The sequence below is a fragment of the Kribbella endophytica genome (genome assembly GCF_054781295.1).
Genome location: NZ_BAAGUR010000003.1, coordinates 731,974 through 749,094, shown reverse-complemented (window position 1 = coordinate 749,094; position 17,121 = coordinate 731,974). Strand labels below are relative to the sequence as shown.

The window sequence follows — 17,121 nt, the reverse complement described above, 5'->3', positions numbered from 1 at the left end:
GGCGGCTGAGAGGTCGCCCGGCGGACGTCGTACGGGCTTCTAGGCGGTGAAGTCGTCGGGGTCGCCGAGGGTGATGCCGAGGGCCGAGGCCATCGCGAGGGTGACGGCGAGCGCGTCGATCGGCGAGGAGTTCGCGATCGTCGCGCCGCCGAGGTTGGCGATGCCACGGGTGCCTTCCCAGGTGCAGTCGACGAAGACGGCGCCGTTCGCCTTCACCTGGGAGAACTCGGCGCCGGTCAGGTCGCAGTTGCGGAAGACGGTGCCGGACAGATCGGCCGAGACGAAGTCCGCGCTCTGCAGGCGGCAGTCGGTGAACTCGACCCGGACGAACTTCGCGAACCGGAACGAACTGAAGTCGAGCACGCTGTCCTGGACGGTGACGTGCTGGAGGTTGAGCGCGGGGCCGGCGAATCCGGTCAGGCGTGAGGAGTTGATCTGTACGCGGGTTGCCGACGCGTCGGACCAGCGGGCGTTGGCGAGATCGCAGTGGTCGAGTACGACGTCGACCAGTATTGCTTTCTCCAGCTCGGACCCGCCGAGAACACACCGCGTCAGCCGGCAGCCGCTGATCTCCAGGTGCTCAGCCTCCAGATCCCGCAGCTCCACCTCCTCGAGCTCCAGATCAAGCAACCGATCCTCGTCCTCGATCTCGTCAACCGAAGGAGTCGCCCGCTCCAGGTCCTTCCGCAGCCGAGGTGTCGCGATCTTCTGTGCAGCCTTGCCCCGCCCACTCATGCGGTCACCGTATCGGGCTCCACAGACAACCCCCGCCTCGGCGGGAGGGGAGAGGGGGAGGGGCCGGTCGCCCCCGGCACCTCCCGCCTTCGGCGGTGGTGGAGCCCACGCGTCCGCAACCTTCGGCGGGGAAGAGGTGTAGGGAGGGAGCCGGTCGCCCCCGGCACCTTCCGCCTTCGGCGGTGGTGGAGCCGAGGCATCCGCAACCTTCGGCGGGGGACGAGGTGGAGGGAGGGAGCCGGTCGCCCCCGGCACCTTCCGCCTTCGGCGGTGGTGGAGCTGAGGCGTCCGCAACCTTCGGCGGGGGAAGAGGTGTAGGGAGGGGGCCGGTCGTCCCGGGCACCTTCCGCCTTCGGCGGTGGTGGAGCCCACGCGTCCGCAACCTTCGTCGGGGGAAGAGGTGGGGAGGGGGAGCCTGTCGCCCCCGGCACCTTCCGCCTTCGGCGGTGGTGGAGTGTGGTGGGGCCGGTCGCCCCGGGCACCGCCCGCCTTCGGCGGGGGTGGAGGCCTGCGGCACCTCGCGTCTTGAGCTGGAGTGGTCGCGCTGCGCTTTTCTGCGCGGCGGTCAGCTCACCTGGCGCACGTCGTACGACGTGGTCAGTCGAGGGCTCGGACCGCCGTGCCGATGATGGCTGAGTGTTCGGTGTCGTTGGTGACGACGACGTCGAAGTCGAAGACGTGGCTGACCAGGTCGAAGGCGCCGGAGATGGAGCCGCCGAGGACTGCTCGGGTGGCGCCGAAGCGGGTTAGCCAGGGGGTCAGGGCTTCGGACAGGACTGTGAAGGCGTCGACGAGGACCTGCTGGGCTCGACTCTCACCGGCTCGGGCGGCGTCGGCGATTTCTTTGACGCCGGGGGCTTCGCCGTACGCGCGGAGGATGGCTCGGGAGCTGATCCAGTCCTCGAGGGGCTTGCCGGCGATGTCGGTGCGGTACAGCTCGCCGCCGGGTGGGACCGAGTCACCGGAGCGGACTACTCGGCCGTCGGCGAGGAAGGCCGTGCCGATGCCGGTGCCGATGGTGACGCCGCAGCAACGGTCCAGGCCCTGGAGCGTGCCGGTGGTCCACTCGCCGACGGCGAAGGCCTCGGCGTCGTTCACGAAGACGACGCGGTCGAGGTCCAGCAGCGAGCGCAGGCTCTGGCCCAGATCGAAACCGTAGAGCGAGTCGAACTTGTCGACCCCGCGGTACCACGCGACTCCAGCGGAGTAGTCGAACGGACCGGGCATCGCCAGCGCCAACCCGTTTGCCAACGGCAACTGTGAGGCCGCGGCAGCGAGCTGGGCGACGATCTGCTCGGCCGAGGTCTGCGAGTCCAGCGGCGTACGCCGAAGTGAAGCGACCTCCCACGTCCCCGGCGAAACCACCGCCGCGGTCACGTGACTACCGCCGACCTCCAGCACAGCTACGCCCGCTTCGTTGCTCATGCCCCCCATCATTCCCGATCGCCGGACCGGTCCAGGCACACTGGTCGGTATGACGAACGAGTTCGAGGTGGACGGCATCAAGCTCGCGTACCACGTTGCCGGCACCGGCCCGGTCTGCCTGGTCCATCCCGGCGGCCCCGGCATCCACTACGAGTACCTGCGGCTGCCCGAGCTCGAGCAGCACCTCACTCTCGTGTACGTCGAGCCGGTCGGCACCGGCCGCTCCGATCTCCTGCCGAGCGGCGAGTACACCGTGCAGCAGTACGCCGAGTACGCCGACCGCCTGATCCAGCACCTCGGCGTCGACAAGGCCTACTTCCTCGGCCACTCCCACGGCGGCTTCGTCGGGCTCCAGCTGGCTCTCGACCACCCGGAGCACGTCGAAGGCGTGATCGTCTACGACAGCATGGCCTTCTACGGCCAGGAGCTGCACGAGGCCGCCAGCCTCAAGGTCGACCAGTACGTCGCCGCCCGCCCGGGCGACCCGCTGGCCGACCAGGTCCTCAAAGCCTGGCAGGAAGACGCCGACCTGCCGCCGACCAAAGAGGCCCAGCTCGACAACCTCGGCCGCCTCCTGCCGGTCTACTTCAAGGACTACCCGGCGATCGAGTCCCGCCTGGCCGACTGGCTGCCGACCATGGACCTGACCGTCGACCCGAACCGCAAGCCCTCGGAGTGGGACGTCCGCGACCGGCTCGGCGAGATCTCGGTGCCCGCGCTGATCCTCGCCGGCGTCGCCGACTTCATCTGCGGCGTCGAGTTCGCCCACCAGCTGAACGACGGCATCCCAGGCTCGGAGCTGGTGGTCTTCCCCGAGAGCGGCCACTTCGCGCACCTGGAGGAGCCGGAGGCGTTCCAGCAGGCGGTCGTCAAGTTCACCACCCACTGACCAGGACGAGTTCCGGAACCAGGAGCCGGTGCCGGGACGCCGAGGCTGTGGAACCATGGAGGCGGCGGTTCACCACCGCCCACCGCCCAAGCAAGGAAGTGTGACCGCTTTTGCACGCCGAGAGGACAGCCACCTCCGCGGTCCTGACGCTGAGCGTCGGGGTCGCGGTGATCGGCCATGCTCTCGCGGGCGGAGCTGTCGCGGGCTCCGTCCTGCCGCAGCTGCTCGCGCTCGCGGTGGCGTGCTGGCTGCTCGGTGACCACTTGGCGGAGCGGCAGGAGCTCGCGGTCGTCGTACTGGCCGCGATCCAGCTGGTCGTCCACTTCTCGCTCGACTCCGCTCACCACATGGCGTCGATGCACGGCGGCGCGGCCGGTTCGCTGACGATGGCGACGGCCCACCTGGTTGTCCTGCTCGTCGGCATCGGCCTGGTCGACCGCACCCACCAGTGGGTTTCGCGCGTACGGCGCATCGTCGCGCGACTGGTCCCGGCCCTGCCCGCGCCGATCGTGGCGATCGCAGCGAGCCACAACGCGCTGCGCGCAACACCAGCAACACCGTCGTACGGGCACAGCCGACTGACCTCGAACGTGTCGCGGCGCGGGCCGCCGGCCGGACGGACCCTCCCCGTTCCGTCCTGAACCGGTCGCGCGCGTCTGCGGGACCGGGTCCCGTGTGCCTGCGAAAGGCTGACCCATGTTCAAGAGAGTTGCCCTGCGCGCTGCCGCCATCTCCGCGGCGTCCGCGCTCGTCCTGGTCGGTGCGGCGAGCTCCGCCTCGGCCCACGTCACCGTCTCCTCGCCGGACGCCAAGCCGGGCGGCTACGCCAAGCTGGTGTTCCGCGTCCCGACCGAGTCCGACACCGCCAGTACGACGAAGCTGACGGTCTCGTTGCCGGCCGACCGCCCGTTCGCCTCGGTGGGCGCGCAGGTGAAGGACGGCTGGAAGGTGGTCAAGACGACCACGACGCTCCCGTCGCCGGTCAAGGTCGGCGACGTCACGCTGACCAAGGCGATCACCACGGTCACCTGGACCGCGACCGGTACCGGCGTTCCGGCCGGGGACTTCGACGAGTTCGCGCTGTCGGTCGGGCGGCTCCCGGAGGGCGTCGACTCGCTGAGCTTCCCGGCCGAGCAGACCTACAGCGACGGGGAGGTGGTGAAGTGGGCGGACGTCGCCAAGAGCGACACCGACAAGCCCGAGCACCCGGCGCCGTCGCTGAAGCTGACCACCGCGATCACGCAGGTCGCCGCCACCACGGACGACGGTGACGAGTCGGGTTCGGACGTGCTCGCCCGCTCGCTGGGTGGAGCCGGTCTGCTGCTTGGACTGATCGCTCTGGGCTTGGCCGTACGCCGTACTGGCGCGTCCTCGGGTGAGGCCAAGTAGTCGTGCGCAAAGCATTCGCGATCCTGGCCGCGTCGCTGCTCGTCCTGGTGGGGTCCACCGGGACGGCGGCGGCGCACGCCAAGCTGGACTCGATGACACCGGGCGACGGGACGACGATGGCGGTGCCGCCGACGCAGGTGGTGCTGACCTTCAACGAGCCGGTCGGCAGTACCGGCGCGCAGCTGCAGGTGAAGTCGCCGACCGGCGTGAACGTTGCCCTGGGCGACATCCAGGTGATCGACAACACCGTCACTCAGCCGGTCGGCGCGATGATCGAGACCGGCCGGTACCAGGTCGACGCCCGGATCGTCTCCGCCGACGGGCACCCGATCACCGTCACCGGCGCCTTCACCGTGAGCCACGCGGGGCATGATCCGAACAGCCCGGTCACGCCGACCGCGGCTCCTGCCGAAGGCAACTCCAACGTCGTCACGATCGTCGCGATGTCTTTGGTGATGCTGGTGGTGGTCGCCCTGGCCATCGTCATCGTCCGCCGCCGCCCGGCCGCATGACCAGTTCGTCCACCACTCCTGCCCCGGCCCAGCAGTCGCGCCGGGGCGCGGTCGCTGCGGGCATCGTTGCCTCAGGCATCGTTGTCTGCGTGGTCGCGTTGCTGGCGGCTGGTGGTGCGCCGAAGTCGTTGCCCAGTGGGTTGCACGGCGCCAGCCTTCCCGTGTCCTGGGCGGTGCCACTACTTCGCTTGCTCGCCGACGGTGCTGCGATTGTCTGTGGTGGTGGGGTGCTGGCCGCTGTCCTGCTGCTGAAGCCGGAGGCGGACGGAAAGCTCGGTACGCAAGGGCTCCGAGCGGTCCAGGACGCGGCGGTGGCGGCGGGTGTCTGGGCGGTGGCGAGCATCGGTGGGTTGGTCGCGACGGCTTCGGTCATTCTTGGGCTGCCGTTGTCCCATCTGGCGGAGCATGCGGCGTTGGCGGGTCAGCTCGATCAGGTGCGAGCGCTGGCCGTCGCAGTCGCACTTACTGCCGTACTGGCTGTTGTGCTCAGCGGCACCAGGACTGTCGCGTCTGCTCGGGTTGCACTTGTACTCACAGCGGCGGCTTTGGTTGGTCCGCTGCTCACTGGGCATGGGGCGATTGAGCGGACTGCTTTCTGGACTGTCCTCGCGACCGCTTCGCTGGTCGTTCATGTCTTTGCCGCGACTACTTGGATTGGTGGTCTGGGGGCGGTGATTCGCTACCGCGGCTCCGTCGACACGTTCAGTCGGCTCGCTCTCGTCTGCGCCGTGACGATCGGCATGACCGGGCTGCTCACGGCCGAGATCCACCTCGGTGGTCGCGAGGACGGCTGGGGGCTGATCACGCAGTGGGTCACCAGCGGGTACGGCGCTTTGGTGTTCGCGAAGGCCGTGGCGTTCGCCGTACTGGTGGCCGTCGGGTGGTGGCACCGCCGCGCGACGCTGCCTGCACTCGCGGACCGTCCCAACTTGTTCTACCGGCTCGCAGCCGTCGAGCTCCTGGTGATGGCCGGCACCGTCGGCCTCGCTGTGGCCCTTTCGCGTACGCCGTAAAAGCCGGCGAAAACGATCGGTGATCTGTCAACGAACCCGTATGCTTGGTCGATGGGTGAGGTGCAGTGGCTCGATGCGCGTGAGGCGCAACTGTGGCAGACCTACCGCGACTCCTACCGGGAGTTGATGGTCGCTCTGGAGGGCCGGATGACGGCCAACGGCGGTCTTTCCCCGGCCGACTACGCCCTGCTGCACCCGCTGTCGTCGTCCGAGGACGGCCTGCTGCGGACCCGCGACCTCGGCAAGTCCGTCGGCTGGGAGCGCAGTCGCCTGTCCCACCAGGTCAGCCGGATGGAGAAGCGCGGGCTCGTGGTCCGCGAGGAGTGCCCGTCCGACGCCCGCGGCTCGATGGTCCGGATCACCTCCGCGGGCAGGAAAGCGATCGAGGCCGCCGCGCCGGACCACGTCGACGCCGTCCGGACGTACCTGTTCGACAAGCTCTCCCGCGAGGAGCAGGACCAGTTGGCCGGTCTGCTCGACCGCGTCCTGAGCGGCCTGCCGACGCGCGAGCTGTGCCGCACCGGCACCACCGCCGACGCCGACTGCTGACCCGTTCGCGTCCCGTAAGCCGACCACTCCGATCCTTGGGTTGACATGTCATCTCGATTTGCTATTTTTGGTGATGCATCACCAACACCCCTCGTCTCGAAGGACTGACATGCCCAAGATCGCGATCATCCTCGGCAGCACCCGCCCCGGCCGCAACGGCGCGGCCGTCGCCGAGTGGGTGCTCGACATCGCCAAGCAGCGCGACGACGCCGAGTACGAACTGGTCGACATCGCGGAGTACAAGCTGCCGCACCTGGACGAGGCGATGCCGCCGGCCATGGGGCAGTACACCCAGCCGCACACGCTCGCCTGGGCGGAGAAGGTCGCCTCGTTCGACGGCTTCGTCTTCGTCACCCCGGAGTACAACCACTCCACCTCCGGCGCGCTGAAGAACGCGATCGACTTCCTGTTCGCCGAGTGGAACAACAAGGCCGCGGGCTTCGTCAGCTACGGCTCGGTCGGCGGCGCCCGCGCCGTCGAGCACCTGCGCCTGGTGATGGGCGAGCTCAAGGTCGCCGACGTCCGCGCCCAGGTCGCGCTGTCGCTGGCCACGGACTTCAAGAACTACAGCGAGTTCGCCCCGGCGGAGTACCACGTCGCCGAGGTCACCACGATGCTCGACCAGGTCGTCGAGTGGAGCGGTGCACTGGCTCACCTGCGCCAGCCGGCTGCTGTCTGATCCATCCCCGAGCTCCCCTGCTCGCTGCCCTCGCGGCAGTGAGCGGGGGAGTTTTCGTTGGTACGCCGACCGCAAACGTGGTGGTGACTGCCAGTACTCAGGGGTAGTTGCGCGGTGACACGCCGTCACGGGCAGCGAGGGGTCGATGAGCCGTAAAGAATGAGTCTCGTTCAGATGCGCCTGAATTTGACAACGATTTTCATTAACGGCAGGATCGACGCCGGCGGGGGGAACTCGCCGGACCCATCGCACCGTGAGGGAAAACTGATGTCCGAAGCGCTGAACAGACGTGGATTCCTGGGCCTGGCCGGGGGACTGGGACTGGCTGCGATCGCCGGGTGCGGGAGCGGCGGGGATCAGGCGGCCGCGCAGCCGCAGCACGGTGGCCGGTTGCGGGCGGTGTTCGCCGGGGGCGGTGCCAAGGAGGTCCTCGACCCGCACGTGCAGAGCCTGTTCGTCGACATCGCGCGGCACAAGGCGATCTACGAGAAGCTGGTCGAGCTCGGTCCGGATCTCAAGCCGGTGCCGCGGCTGGCGGAGAAGTGGGAGCCGGACGCGCAGGCCGCGACCTGGCGGTTCACGGTGCGGGACGTCACCTGGCACAACGGCAAGTCGCTCACCACCGAGGATGTCCTGTACAGCCTGGCCCGGATGGCGGATCCGTCGGCGCCCGACCGGGTTGCTCAGTCGTCGCTGGCGTCGCTGGATCTCAAGCGCTGCAAGGCGATCGACAAGCGCACGGTCGAGCTGACGCTGACCGCCCCGAACGCCGAGTTCCCCGCGCTGCTGGCCGGGATCGGCACGCAGATTGTGCCCGACGGCTTCAAGGACCCGACCAAGCCGATCGGTACGGGCGCTTTCACCTACGTCTCGTTCGAGGCCGGCCGGTCGATGGTCGCCAAGCGGTACGCCGACTACTGGGACGGCGCGGCCCGGATCGAGGAGTTGCAGCTCCTCTCCGCCGACGCCGAGGCCCGGTCGAACGCGGTGCAGGGCGGCCAGGCCGAGTACGCGAACGACATGACCGCGACGTTCGCGCGGACCGCCGAAGCGGGCCGGACGGTGAAGATCGTCGCGGCCAAGGGCAGCACGATGCAGGCGTTCGTGATGAAGACCGACCAGGCGCCGTTCGACAACCCCGACGTACGGATGGCGTTCAAGCTGCTCGTCGATCGGCAGCGGCTCGTGGACGTCGTACTGGCCGGGCGCGGTGTGGTCGGGAACGACCTGTTCGGCAAGGGGTATCAGTACTACCCGGACGGCCTGGCGCAGCGCGAGCGCAACCTGGACGAGGCGAAGGCGCTGCTGAAGAAGGCCGGTCTGGTGAACAAGGAGATCGAGATCTTCACCGCCGACGCGTCGGCCGGGTTCGTCGAGGCCGCGACCCTGCTGGCCGAGCAGGCCGGTGAGGCCGGGGTGAAGCTGAAGGTCACGACGGGCAGCTCGCAGACGTACCAGAAGGACCTGCTGACCAAGGGCGCGATCGGCAGCCACCGCTCCGGCGCGATGCCGATCCCCCAGTACGTCACTGACCGGTTGTTGTCGAAGTCGCCGTTCAACGTGACGCACTGGCGGCGCCCGGCCTTCGACGCGGCGTTCGCGGGAGCCCAGGTGCTGACCGACGAGACCGCGCGGGCGGCCAAGTACGGCGAACTGCAGAAGACGTTGCGCGACGAGGGCGGGATCCTCGCCTGGGGACACCCGGACTACCTGATCGCCGTGTCGTCCAAGGTCCAAGGGGTCGAGGCGGTTCCGCCGAACACCCTGGACCAGGGCCGGTTCGACAAGGTGTGGCTGGCCTGAATGCGGGCCTACGCGGCCCAACGGGCGGCCCTCGCGGTGCTCCAGCTCGCCGTCTTGTCGGTGCTGGTCTTCGTGCTGACCTCGTTGCTGCCGGGTGACGCGGCAGACATGCGGTTCACCGAGACGCTGACGCCGGAGCAGGTGGCGTCGCTGCGGGCGCAGCTCGGGCTGGACCAGCCGGCCATCGAACGCTTCGGTCACTGGGTCGGGAACGTCCTGAGCGGTGACCTCGGTACGTCGCTGATCAGCGGCGGCCCGGTGCTGGACATCGTGAAGGCCTCGGTGGGCGCGACGCTCGTGCTCACGGTCGCGACGCTGGCGGTCGTCGTACCGGTGGCTGTTGCCTTGGGCATCTTGATGGGGACGCGCGAGAACGGGCGGCTGGACCGGACGATCACCTCGATCACGCTGGCGCTGAGCGCGATTCCTGACTTCGTGATCGCGGTGGTGCTGGTGGCGGTGTTCTCGCTGAAGCTCGGCTGGCTGCCGGCGACGTGGGTCGGTGGGGATCTCCTGGCGAGTCCGGTGCTGCTGGTGCTGCCGGTCGGCGTACTGCTGGGGCGGACGGTGTGTCTGCTGTCGCGGCAGGTGCGGGCGGGGACGATCAACGCGCTGCATGCGGACTACGTCGTACAGGCTCGGCGGCTCGGGGTGCCTCGGCGGCGGTTGCTGCTGCGGCACGTGCTGCCGAACGCCGCCGTACCGGGCGTGCAGGAACTGGCGCGGACCGGGGACACGTTGCTCGGTGGGGTGCTGGTGGTGGAGGCGATCTTCGCGATTCCGGGGTTTGCGACGGCGTTGGTCGATGGCGTCGAGACGCGTGATCTGCCGGTGGTGCAGGGGTTGACGCTCGTCCTTGCGGTCGCCGCTCTCCTGATCAATCTGGCGGCGGACCTGGTCTGCAACCGGTTGGTGCCGCGAACGGAGTTGCTGCGATGAGAGCCCGTACGCCGGTCGTCGTGTCCCTGCTGCTCGTGCTGATCCCTTTGCTGGTCGCGGCGTTCGGGCCGTTGGTGCCGGTGGATGCGGCGCCTGGACTGCCTTACGAGCGGGGTGCCGGGCACGTCCTCGGGACCGACGGACTCGGCCGGGACGTGCTCGAGCTGCTGCTGAACGGTGGACGGACTGCTTTGGGGATGGCGCTGGGCGCCGTCGCCATCGCGTACCTGGTCGGAGGGTTGATCGGCCTGGTGGCGGCGTCCACCCGGCACCGGTGGCTCGACGAGTTGCTGATCCGTCCGCTCGACGTACTCATGCCTTTGCCGTCGCTGCTGGTGATCAGTGTGGTCGCCGTCGGCTGGCGGGCGTCTGCTGTCGCGATCACGTTGGCTGTTGCAGCGGTCAACGTTCCCACGGTCGCACGGCTGGTGCGGGCTGCGGCGCTGGATGCCGCCAGCAGCCCGGTGGTGGAAGCCCTGCGGATGCAGCGGGAGAGCTGGATCGGGATTCACCTCGGGTACGTCGGGCGGGCGGTGCTGGGGCCGGTGGCCGCCGATATCGGAACCCGGATCACGCTGGCGGTGTTCTTGGTTGCTTCGGTCAACTTTCTTGGGTTGGGGCTGAGCCCTACCGCGCCGGACTGGGCGGTCAGTGTCAGTCGTAACCGGGAGGGGTTGTTGCTGCAGCCGTGGGCTGTGCTGGCTCCTGCGTTGCTGCTGGTTGCGTTCACGTTGGGGTTCAATTTGCTCGCTGACCGGTTGGTTCATCGCACGCGGCGGATGGCTGAGGTTTCGCGATGAAGAAGAGAGAAGCCGACGACCCCGGGCAGGTGGCTCCTTCGGAGCCGCTGGTGCGGGTGCGGGGGCTGGCCGCGACGGCCGGCTCCTCCATCCTCGTCGATCAGGTGAGCTTCGGGGTGTGGGCCGGGCAGGTCACGGCGTTGGTCGGTGCCTCGGGGTCAGGGAAGACGACCTCCGCGCTGGCCTTGCTGGGGGAGCACGGGGATCGCGTTTCGTTGTCGGGACTGGTCGAGGTCGGTGGAGAGGTTGTTGTCGACGACAACGGCCCGACGGCTGCGGCTGCCGCCGTCCGCGGGCGCGTAGTGGCCTACATGCCGCAGCATCCGGGGAGCGCGCTGAATCCCGCGCGGCGGATCGGGGCTGGGCTGCGGGAGCTGGAGAAGCTGCATCATCCGGGGCGGAGCGTCGTACCGGAAGCTTTGCGGGCGGCGCAGCTGCCGCACGACCGGAAGACGTTGCGGCGCTTCCCGCATCAGTTCTCGGGTGGGCAGCGGCAGCGGATCGCGCTGGCCCAGGCGTTGACGTGCCGACCGCGGGTGCTCGTGCTGGACGAGCCGAGTACGGGGCTGGACTCGGTCACGCGGTTGCAGCTGGTGGGGGAGTTGCGCGAGCTCGCCGGCGAGGGCCTCGGGATCTTGTTGCTCAGTCACGATCTCGACCTGGTCCGGGCGCTGGCGCACCACGTCGTCGTACTCGATGCCGGGCAGGTGGTGGCCACCGGAGGATCCGAGGTCCTGCCGGCCGGGCCCGAGCTGCCCGTCGTGCACGGAACCAATCGCGGCGCCCAGCCGTTGCTCCAGGCAACGAAGCTGTCGGCGCGGGTGCGCGGACGGGAACCGATTCTGCGAGAGGTCGATCTCAGCGTGCTGCCCGGAGCCTGTCTCGGCGTGGTCGGGCGGTCCGGCAGCGGGAAGACGACGCTCGCGCGGTGCCTGGCCGGGTTGCACGAGCGGTACGCCGGGGAGATCACGCTCGACGGCGAGGTGCTCCCGGTCCTGCGGAAGCGCTCGGCCGAGCAGAACCGGCGCGTCCAGTACGTGTGGCAGGAGGTCCGCGGGTCGTTCGACGAACGGCGGCCCGTGGTCGATCAGGTCGCGCGGACCGCGCAGCGGCTCCGGGGCTTCCGGCCCCTGGAGGCCAGGGACGAGGCGGTCGCCGTACTGGCTCGCCTTGGAGTGTCGGCGATGGTTGCCGCGCGGCCGCCTAGTCGGCTGTCGGGCGGTGAGCTGCAACGCGCTGCGCTGGCGCGGGCGCTGCTGGCCAAGCCCGACGTACTGATCTGCGACGAGATCACGACCGCGCTCGACGAGCGCGGCACCGGACTGGTCGTCGAACTGCTGCAGGAGCTGAAGCAGCAGGGCACCGCGCTGGTCTGGATCAGCCACGATCTCGGCCTGGTCGGAGCCGTCGCGGACGACGTCCTGGTGATCGACGCCGGCCGGGTCGTCGAGCAAGGACCACCGGCAACGGTGATGACCCACCCGTCCACTGAGGTGACCCGGCGGCTGGTGAGGGCCGCCCGGGTCGGACAAGATCCGCCTCCGCCCGTGCCATCCCTGAGTACTGACACGAGGAGCACCCCGCAGTGACGATCCCTGGCACAGCCCGGCTGCACGACCATCTCGCGGAGGCGATCAAGGACCCGGACCCGATTCGCGTCGGCGACGACCTGATCTGCCTGCGGTTCGAGACGATGAAGGTGTACTCCGCGCTGGGCGCCGTACGGCACCTGCTGGAGACCGGAGCGGTCCGGACCGGCGACACGCTGATCGACAGCTCCAGCGGGATCTACGCGCACGCGCTCGCGCTCGCCTGCCACCGGTACGGGATGAAGTGCCACATCGTCGGCTCGACCACGGTCGACCGGACGCTGAGGGTCCAGCTCGAGATCCTCGGCGCCACCGTCGAGCAGGTGCCGTCGTCGAACAACCTGCAGCTGGACCAGAACCTGCGGGTCCGCCGGATCGCCGAGATCCTGCGCGACAACCCGTCGTACCACTGGATGCAGCAGTACCACGACGACATCCACTACCTCGGGTACGGCGCGGTGGCGGACCTGGTCGACCAGATCGCCCCGGCCGGGCCGCTGTGCCTGGTCGGCGGAGTCGGGACCGGTGCGTCGACGGGCGCGATCGCGGCGTACCTGCGTGACCGCGGCCGGGACGTGAACCTGGTCGGCGTGCAGCCGTTCGGCAGCATCACGTTCGGCGCCGGGCACACCCAGGATCCGGAGATGATCATCGCCGGGATCGGCAGCTCGATCGAGTTCCGCAACGTCCGGCACGAGCTGTACGACCGGCTGCACTGGGTCTCGTTCGACTACGCGATGTCGGCGGCGGTCGACCTGCTCCGGACGTCCGGGGTGTTCGCCGGACTGTCCGCGGGCGCGGCGTACCTGTCCGCATTGTGGGAACACAACTGCGACAGCAGCCGGCAGCACGTCTTCCTGGCTGCCGACACCGGGACCCGGTACGTCGACTCCGCTTTTTCCCGGCATGCCGAGGCGCGGCCGATGGACACCATGCGGCCGCGGGAGATCGACTCGCTCGACGAGCTCGCGGTGCCGTGGTCGGCGATGTCCTGGGACCGGCGCGAATCGGCGCTGATGCAGCGCGAGCAGTTTCCATCTGCGACTCCGTCGCACTAATCTGAGGGGCATGTCGGGGTATGTGCTGCTGCCGCAGTTGTTCACGGCAACGGAGGTCGGCCGCCTGCGGGACGCGGTCGAGCAGGTGCACGCCGCCGTCGTCTCCGCGGCCGAGGCGGGGCAGACGACGGTGACGGTCTGGCCCGACGGGCACCGGCTGGAGGAGATCGGCGGGACGACGATCCACTGGGAGCCGGATGCGCCAGGCAAGGCGGTGCGGTCGCTGTCGCCGGTGTCCGGGATGTCCGCCGCGATCGACGCGTTGTGGACGGATCCTCGGTTGACTCGGCCGATGAGCTCGTTGCTGGGGGCATCGTCGTTGGGGCCGTTCGTGGCCAAGCTCAACTTCAAGCGGGCCGGGGTCGGGTCGGAGTTCGCGTGGCACCAGGACTTTCCGTACTGGTACTGCTGCGCCGGCTCCTCGGCGTACGAGATCGGTACGGCGATCGTGATGCTCGACGACAACACGGTGGCGAACGGGGCGATGACTTTGGTGCCGGGGAGTCAGCTGGAGGGCCCGGCTCCGCGGGATCCCTGTGATCCGACCGGTCTGCTGGTCGATCCCTCGAGCGTCGACTCGGCGACCGTGACCATCGAGGCGCCTGCGGGGTCGGTCCTGATGTTCCCTGGCCTGATGGTGCACCGGTCGGCACCGAACCGTACGGCGACCGATCGGCGGTCGTTGCTGTTCTGCTTCCAGCCTGCTGGTCGTCCTGAGTTGTCCGCCCTGACGTTCGACCCCGAAAGGCTGGCCGATCTCCCGTGATCGCTTCTGTTGATGCCCTGACTTCCTCTGTTCTCGCTGGGGAGCGCGGGCCCGCGCCTTCTTCTGTGTCGGTGATCAGTGCGTTCTGGTTGCACAACACGACGCGGCTGCCGGGGGCGGACGTGACGTACAAGAACTACTACGTGCTGCTGCGGGTCGGCGAGGTCTTCGGGGCCTGTGCTTTCGAGGAGGGCGAGCTCGATCCTTCGTTCTGTGCCGACACCTCTGGCGTGGCCTTGTCGGAGCTTTTGACGTCGGCGCCGTTGCCGGTGCGGATCGCTGCGCTGGATGCGTACCTGGCGTCGGTCGAGCCGCATCACACGGCTGCGGGCGCCGAGGAGATCGTGCTGCCGGCCGGTACGCCGGACGTGCGGGCTCGGGCACGGGATGCGGCTGTTGCCGGCTTGCTCGACGTCGCGCCTGGCGCGAAGGTCGCGTTGATCGGGGTGGTGAACCCACTCGTCGACGCGATCACGTCACGAGGTGGTATCTGTTTGCCCTGCGACTTCAACCTGCGCGAGACGGCCTCCGGACTGCCGGTTTCCCGCGACATGACGGAGGTTCTGGACGCCTCCGATGCGGTCGTCGCGACCGGAATGACCTTGAGCAACGGGAGTTTCGACGTCCTGGTGGACCGTTGCCGTGAGCAAGGGAAGCCGTTGGCCATCTATGCTCAGACCGGAAGCGCGGTGGTGCGCGCCTTCCTCGGCTCCGGCGTCACCGCGGTGTCCGCCGAGCCGTTCCCCTTCTCCCAGTTCAGCTCCCGCCCGACGAGCTTGTACCGCTACCACCTCCAGGACGGAGCGTCCCGCACGTGAGCACCGACAGCCGCAATCCAGCTGCGCCCTCATCAACGATGAACCCCGCATCGGCCATGCCGCCGAGCGGCGGGACGGCGGGCGCCGAGGTGGTGCCGGGCGATCTGCAGATGGCCCGGCGGCTTTGGCCGTTCCTGCTGGCCTCGACGGTGAGCCTGATTCCGTTCACGGTGTTCGGGATGTACCTGGTGCCGATCGCGGATTCGGCCGGCGGCAGTGTGGCGGAGATCGGCGGGCTGCGGGGGCTCGGTGGTCTGGCTGCGCTGGTGGTCGGCTTTGCGCTCGCGCCGTTGATCGATCGGCTGGCGCGTGAGCTGGTTGCCGCCGGTGGGTTGGCGTTGCTCGGCCTGTCGGCGCTGTTGGGTGCCGTGGGCAACGTGTTCGCGCTGGCCGCGTTCTGTTTGCTGATCGGGGCATCGACCTCGATCCTCGGCCCGTCGATCGGTGCCGCCGCGGCGGACCGGTTCCGGTCGCCTGCCGCGGCTGGACGCGCGGCGACGTTGGTGTCGGCGACCACGTCGATGATGGCGATGCTCGCGGCGCCGGTGCTCGCCGTACCGGCGATCGTCTGGGGCTGGCGTGGCAACCTGATCGCCGCCGCCGTGGTCTCGCTCGCGCTGTCCGCGGCGTTCTTCTGGCGCGGGTGGGGGCGCAAGGCTCCGCTGCGCGCCGATGGTGGTGCGCGGATGAGCTACTTGGCGATGTACCGGGCGCTCGCACGCATCCCCGGCGCGGTCCCGCTGCTCGCCGTCGCGATGCTGCGGACGGCTGCCTTCATGGGGTACCTGGCGTACCTTGCGGCCTTCTACGACGAGAAGTTCTCGCTGGAGCCCGGCTGGTTCGCGCTGGTCTGGTCGCTGTCGGGTGCGTCGTTCTTCCTCGGCAACCTGTTCGCCGGCCGGTTCCTCGCGCTCGACCGGACGTGGCTCGGCCCGGACAAGCTGCTGCTCGCCGGTGTCGTCGTCGCGCTCGTCAGCGTCACGGGGTTCTACTTCTCGCCGACGCTGCCGACGACGCTCGTCCTCACCGCACTGATGGGCGCCAGCCACGCGACCGTCGCCGCCTGTGTCACCACTCTTCTCGTACGCCGAAGCGGCGATCTGCGCGGCTCGGCTCTCAGCGTCAACGCCGCCGGCATGTCCCTCGGCGTCTTCCTCGGCGCCGCCATCGGCGGCCTCGGCCTCGGCGTAGCCGGCTACCCCGGCACAGCCGCCGCCTTCGCAGCCATCACCGCGCTCGCACTGGTCTTCGCCCTCCGAGTCCGCACCACCGACAGCTGACCTGCGCCCGTCTCTTCGACCTTGAGCACCGGTCAGCCGGCAGTCCGGTGCGGGGGCGGCTGGTGGGTGCTCAAAGTGGGGTGGTGGGGACGAGAGGTGAGCGAGCGGTCGGGGGGATCCCGGAGGGCGACCCTGGGGTCTCGCGCAGGGACCCTGGGATCGGTGGATTATGCGTTCCCGGGTGGACGGAGTGGGGGATATCGTTCGGGATTATGGAGAATCTGCCCGAGCGCCAGAACCCGCATGCGCATCTGCGGGCGTCCGACACCGATCGTGACCAGGTCGTCGAGGTGCTGCGGGACGCGCTGATGAGTGGGCGGCTGTCGCAGGAGGAGCACTCCGAGCGGCTGGAGCAGACGCTGAGTGCGCGCACGCTGGGCGAGCTCGAGCCGATCACCGTCGACCTGGCGATCCCGGGGCAGCCGTTCCGGCCGGCCGCGGCGATGGCGGTTCCGGCGACCGGGCGGGTGCCGATCGAGGAGCCGACCGGTTCGCAGGACAGCTTCGAGCTGGTGGTCGGCATCTTCGGCGGCAGCGAGCGCAAGGGCCGCTGGCGCGTGAAGCGGCGGACCAATGTGCTGGCGATGTTCGGCGGGTGCGACCTCGACATGACCAACGCGGTGTTCGAGGGCCGCGAGGTGACGGTCTACGCGTTCGCGATCTTCGGCGGGATCGACATCGTCGTACCGCAGGGCGTCGAGATCCGGAACCAGGGCTTCGGGATCATGGGCGGCTACGGGGTGTCCGGCGGCCAGGACGAGATCGACCCGACCGCGCCGGTCGTCGTCCTCAAGGGCCTGGCGCTGTTCGGTGGCGTCGGCGCGAAGGTCTTCAAGCCGAAGAAGAGCAAGAAGAACCAGGTCGAGGAGTAGCCCGT

18 protein-coding genes are annotated in these 17,121 nt (G+C 69.2%); 16 read left to right on the top strand and 2 right to left on the bottom strand.

Annotation, left to right across the window (positions count from 1 at the left end; translation table 11 throughout):
• Window positions 1–39: 39 nt before the first annotated feature.
• Window positions 40–735 (bottom strand): pentapeptide repeat-containing protein, encoded by a 696-nt coding sequence (locus ACYVIO_RS29870; protein WP_460654248.1) that lies wholly within the window; start codon window positions 733–735, stop codon window positions 40–42.
• Between the two features lie 597 nt (window positions 736–1,332).
• Complete coding sequence (locus ACYVIO_RS29865) at window positions 1,333–2,160, bottom strand: ROK family protein (RefSeq protein WP_460654247.1); 828 nt, start codon at window positions 2,158–2,160, stop codon at window positions 1,333–1,335.
• 49 nt (window positions 2,161–2,209) lie between these two features.
• Between ACYVIO_RS29865 and ACYVIO_RS29860 the strand changes: the two genes are divergently transcribed.
• The 16 genes from ACYVIO_RS29860 to ACYVIO_RS29785 all read left to right on the top strand — a co-directional run bounded on the left by ACYVIO_RS29860 (window position 2,210) and on the right by ACYVIO_RS29785 (window position 17,116).
• Window positions 2,210–3,049: an alpha/beta fold hydrolase gene (locus tag ACYVIO_RS29860; RefSeq protein WP_460654246.1), complete on the top strand. Its 840-nt coding sequence runs from the start codon at window positions 2,210–2,212 to the stop codon at window positions 3,047–3,049.
• A gap of 110 nt (window positions 3,050–3,159) precedes the next feature.
• The gene (locus tag ACYVIO_RS29855) at window positions 3,160–3,690 is read left to right on the top strand and encodes a hypothetical protein (protein WP_460654245.1); all 531 of its coding nucleotides are present in this window, start codon (window positions 3,160–3,162) and stop codon (window positions 3,688–3,690) included.
• A 55-nt stretch (window positions 3,691–3,745) separates the two neighbouring features.
• Window positions 3,746–4,438 (top strand): YcnI family copper-binding membrane protein, encoded by a 693-nt coding sequence (locus ACYVIO_RS29850; RefSeq protein WP_460654244.1) that lies wholly within the window; start codon window positions 3,746–3,748, stop codon window positions 4,436–4,438.
• A 2-nt stretch (window positions 4,439–4,440) separates the two neighbouring features.
• On the top strand, window positions 4,441–4,950 hold the full coding sequence (locus tag ACYVIO_RS29845; protein WP_460654243.1) for a copper resistance CopC family protein: 510 nt from the start codon (window positions 4,441–4,443) through the stop codon (window positions 4,948–4,950).
• The gene (locus ACYVIO_RS29840) at window positions 4,947–5,963 is read left to right on the top strand and encodes a CopD family protein (protein ID WP_460654242.1); all 1,017 of its coding nucleotides are present in this window, start codon (window positions 4,947–4,949) and stop codon (window positions 5,961–5,963) included. Before ACYVIO_RS29845 ends, ACYVIO_RS29840 begins: the two co-directional genes overlap by 4 nt.
• Before the next feature lie 51 nt (window positions 5,964–6,014).
• Complete coding sequence (locus ACYVIO_RS29835; RefSeq protein ID WP_460654241.1) at window positions 6,015–6,512, top strand: MarR family winged helix-turn-helix transcriptional regulator; 498 nt, start codon at window positions 6,015–6,017, stop codon at window positions 6,510–6,512.
• A gap of 109 nt (window positions 6,513–6,621) precedes the next feature.
• The gene (locus ACYVIO_RS29830; protein ID WP_460654240.1) at window positions 6,622–7,191 is read left to right on the top strand and encodes an NADPH-dependent FMN reductase; all 570 of its coding nucleotides are present in this window, start codon (window positions 6,622–6,624) and stop codon (window positions 7,189–7,191) included.
• A 267-nt stretch (window positions 7,192–7,458) separates the two neighbouring features.
• Window positions 7,459–8,994 (top strand): ABC transporter substrate-binding protein, encoded by a 1,536-nt coding sequence (locus ACYVIO_RS29825; RefSeq protein ID WP_460654239.1) that lies wholly within the window; start codon window positions 7,459–7,461, stop codon window positions 8,992–8,994.
• The gene (locus tag ACYVIO_RS29820) at window positions 8,995–9,933 is read left to right on the top strand and encodes an ABC transporter permease (protein WP_460654238.1); all 939 of its coding nucleotides are present in this window, start codon (window positions 8,995–8,997) and stop codon (window positions 9,931–9,933) included.
• Window positions 9,930–10,733 carry an ABC transporter permease gene (locus ACYVIO_RS29815; protein WP_460654237.1) on the top strand — a complete coding sequence of 268 codons (804 nt, stop codon included), beginning with the start codon at window positions 9,930–9,932 and terminating at the stop codon, window positions 10,731–10,733. The genes ACYVIO_RS29820 and ACYVIO_RS29815 overlap by 4 nt, the downstream gene beginning before the upstream one ends.
• Entirely contained in the window at window positions 10,730–12,322 is a 1,593-nt protein-coding gene (locus ACYVIO_RS29810; protein ID WP_460654236.1) for an ABC transporter ATP-binding protein, read from the top strand. The genes ACYVIO_RS29815 and ACYVIO_RS29810 overlap by 4 nt, the downstream gene beginning before the upstream one ends.
• On the top strand, window positions 12,319–13,380 hold the full coding sequence (locus tag ACYVIO_RS29805) for a pyridoxal-phosphate dependent enzyme (RefSeq protein WP_460654235.1): 1,062 nt from the start codon (window positions 12,319–12,321) through the stop codon (window positions 13,378–13,380). The genes ACYVIO_RS29810 and ACYVIO_RS29805 overlap by 4 nt, the downstream gene beginning before the upstream one ends.
• Before the next feature lie 10 nt (window positions 13,381–13,390).
• On the top strand, window positions 13,391–14,146 hold the full coding sequence (locus tag ACYVIO_RS29800) for a phytanoyl-CoA dioxygenase family protein (protein ID WP_460654234.1): 756 nt from the start codon (window positions 13,391–13,393) through the stop codon (window positions 14,144–14,146).
• A 71-nt stretch (window positions 14,147–14,217) separates the two neighbouring features.
• On the top strand, window positions 14,218–14,964 hold the full coding sequence (locus tag ACYVIO_RS29795) for a Rossmann-like domain-containing protein (protein ID WP_460654233.1): 747 nt from the start codon (window positions 14,218–14,220) through the stop codon (window positions 14,962–14,964).
• Window positions 14,961–16,244, top strand: a complete 1,284-nt coding sequence (locus ACYVIO_RS29790; RefSeq protein ID WP_460654232.1) for an MFS transporter — start codon at window positions 14,961–14,963, stop codon at window positions 16,242–16,244. The genes ACYVIO_RS29795 and ACYVIO_RS29790 overlap by 4 nt, the downstream gene beginning before the upstream one ends.
• Window positions 16,245–16,456: 212 nt before the next feature.
• On the top strand, window positions 16,457–17,116 hold the full coding sequence (locus ACYVIO_RS29785) for a DUF1707 SHOCT-like domain-containing protein (protein WP_460654231.1): 660 nt from the start codon (window positions 16,457–16,459) through the stop codon (window positions 17,114–17,116).
• Window positions 17,117–17,121: the final 5 nt, after the last annotated feature.

Excerpts from the sequence above, each read along its gene's own strand:
- ACYVIO_RS29870 (WP_460654248.1), bottom strand. The coding sequence starts at position 735 with ATGAGTGGGCGGGGCAAGGCTGCACAGAAGATCGCGACACCTCGGCTG.
- ACYVIO_RS29865 (WP_460654247.1), bottom strand. The coding sequence starts at position 2,160 with ATGAGCAACGAAGCGGGCGTAGCTGTGCTGGAGGTCGGCGGTAGTCAC.
- ACYVIO_RS29860 (WP_460654246.1), top strand. The coding sequence starts at position 2,210 with ATGACGAACGAGTTCGAGGTGGACGGCATCAAGCTCGCGTACCACGTT.
- ACYVIO_RS29850 (WP_460654244.1), top strand. The coding sequence starts at position 3,746 with ATGTTCAAGAGAGTTGCCCTGCGCGCTGCCGCCATCTCCGCGGCGTCC.
- ACYVIO_RS29840 (WP_460654242.1), top strand. The coding sequence starts at position 4,947 with ATGACCAGTTCGTCCACCACTCCTGCCCCGGCCCAGCAGTCGCGCCGG.
- ACYVIO_RS29835 (WP_460654241.1), top strand. The coding sequence starts at position 6,015 with ATGGGTGAGGTGCAGTGGCTCGATGCGCGTGAGGCGCAACTGTGGCAG.
- ACYVIO_RS29830 (WP_460654240.1), top strand. The coding sequence starts at position 6,622 with ATGCCCAAGATCGCGATCATCCTCGGCAGCACCCGCCCCGGCCGCAAC.
- ACYVIO_RS29825 (WP_460654239.1), top strand. The coding sequence starts at position 7,459 with ATGTCCGAAGCGCTGAACAGACGTGGATTCCTGGGCCTGGCCGGGGGA.
- ACYVIO_RS29820 (WP_460654238.1), top strand. The coding sequence starts at position 8,995 with ATGCGGGCCTACGCGGCCCAACGGGCGGCCCTCGCGGTGCTCCAGCTC.
- ACYVIO_RS29815 (WP_460654237.1), top strand. The coding sequence starts at position 9,930 with ATGAGAGCCCGTACGCCGGTCGTCGTGTCCCTGCTGCTCGTGCTGATC.
- ACYVIO_RS29810 (WP_460654236.1), top strand. The coding sequence starts at position 10,730 with ATGAAGAAGAGAGAAGCCGACGACCCCGGGCAGGTGGCTCCTTCGGAG.
- ACYVIO_RS29800 (WP_460654234.1), top strand. The coding sequence starts at position 13,391 with ATGTCGGGGTATGTGCTGCTGCCGCAGTTGTTCACGGCAACGGAGGTC.
- ACYVIO_RS29785 (WP_460654231.1), top strand. The coding sequence starts at position 16,457 with ATGGAGAATCTGCCCGAGCGCCAGAACCCGCATGCGCATCTGCGGGCG.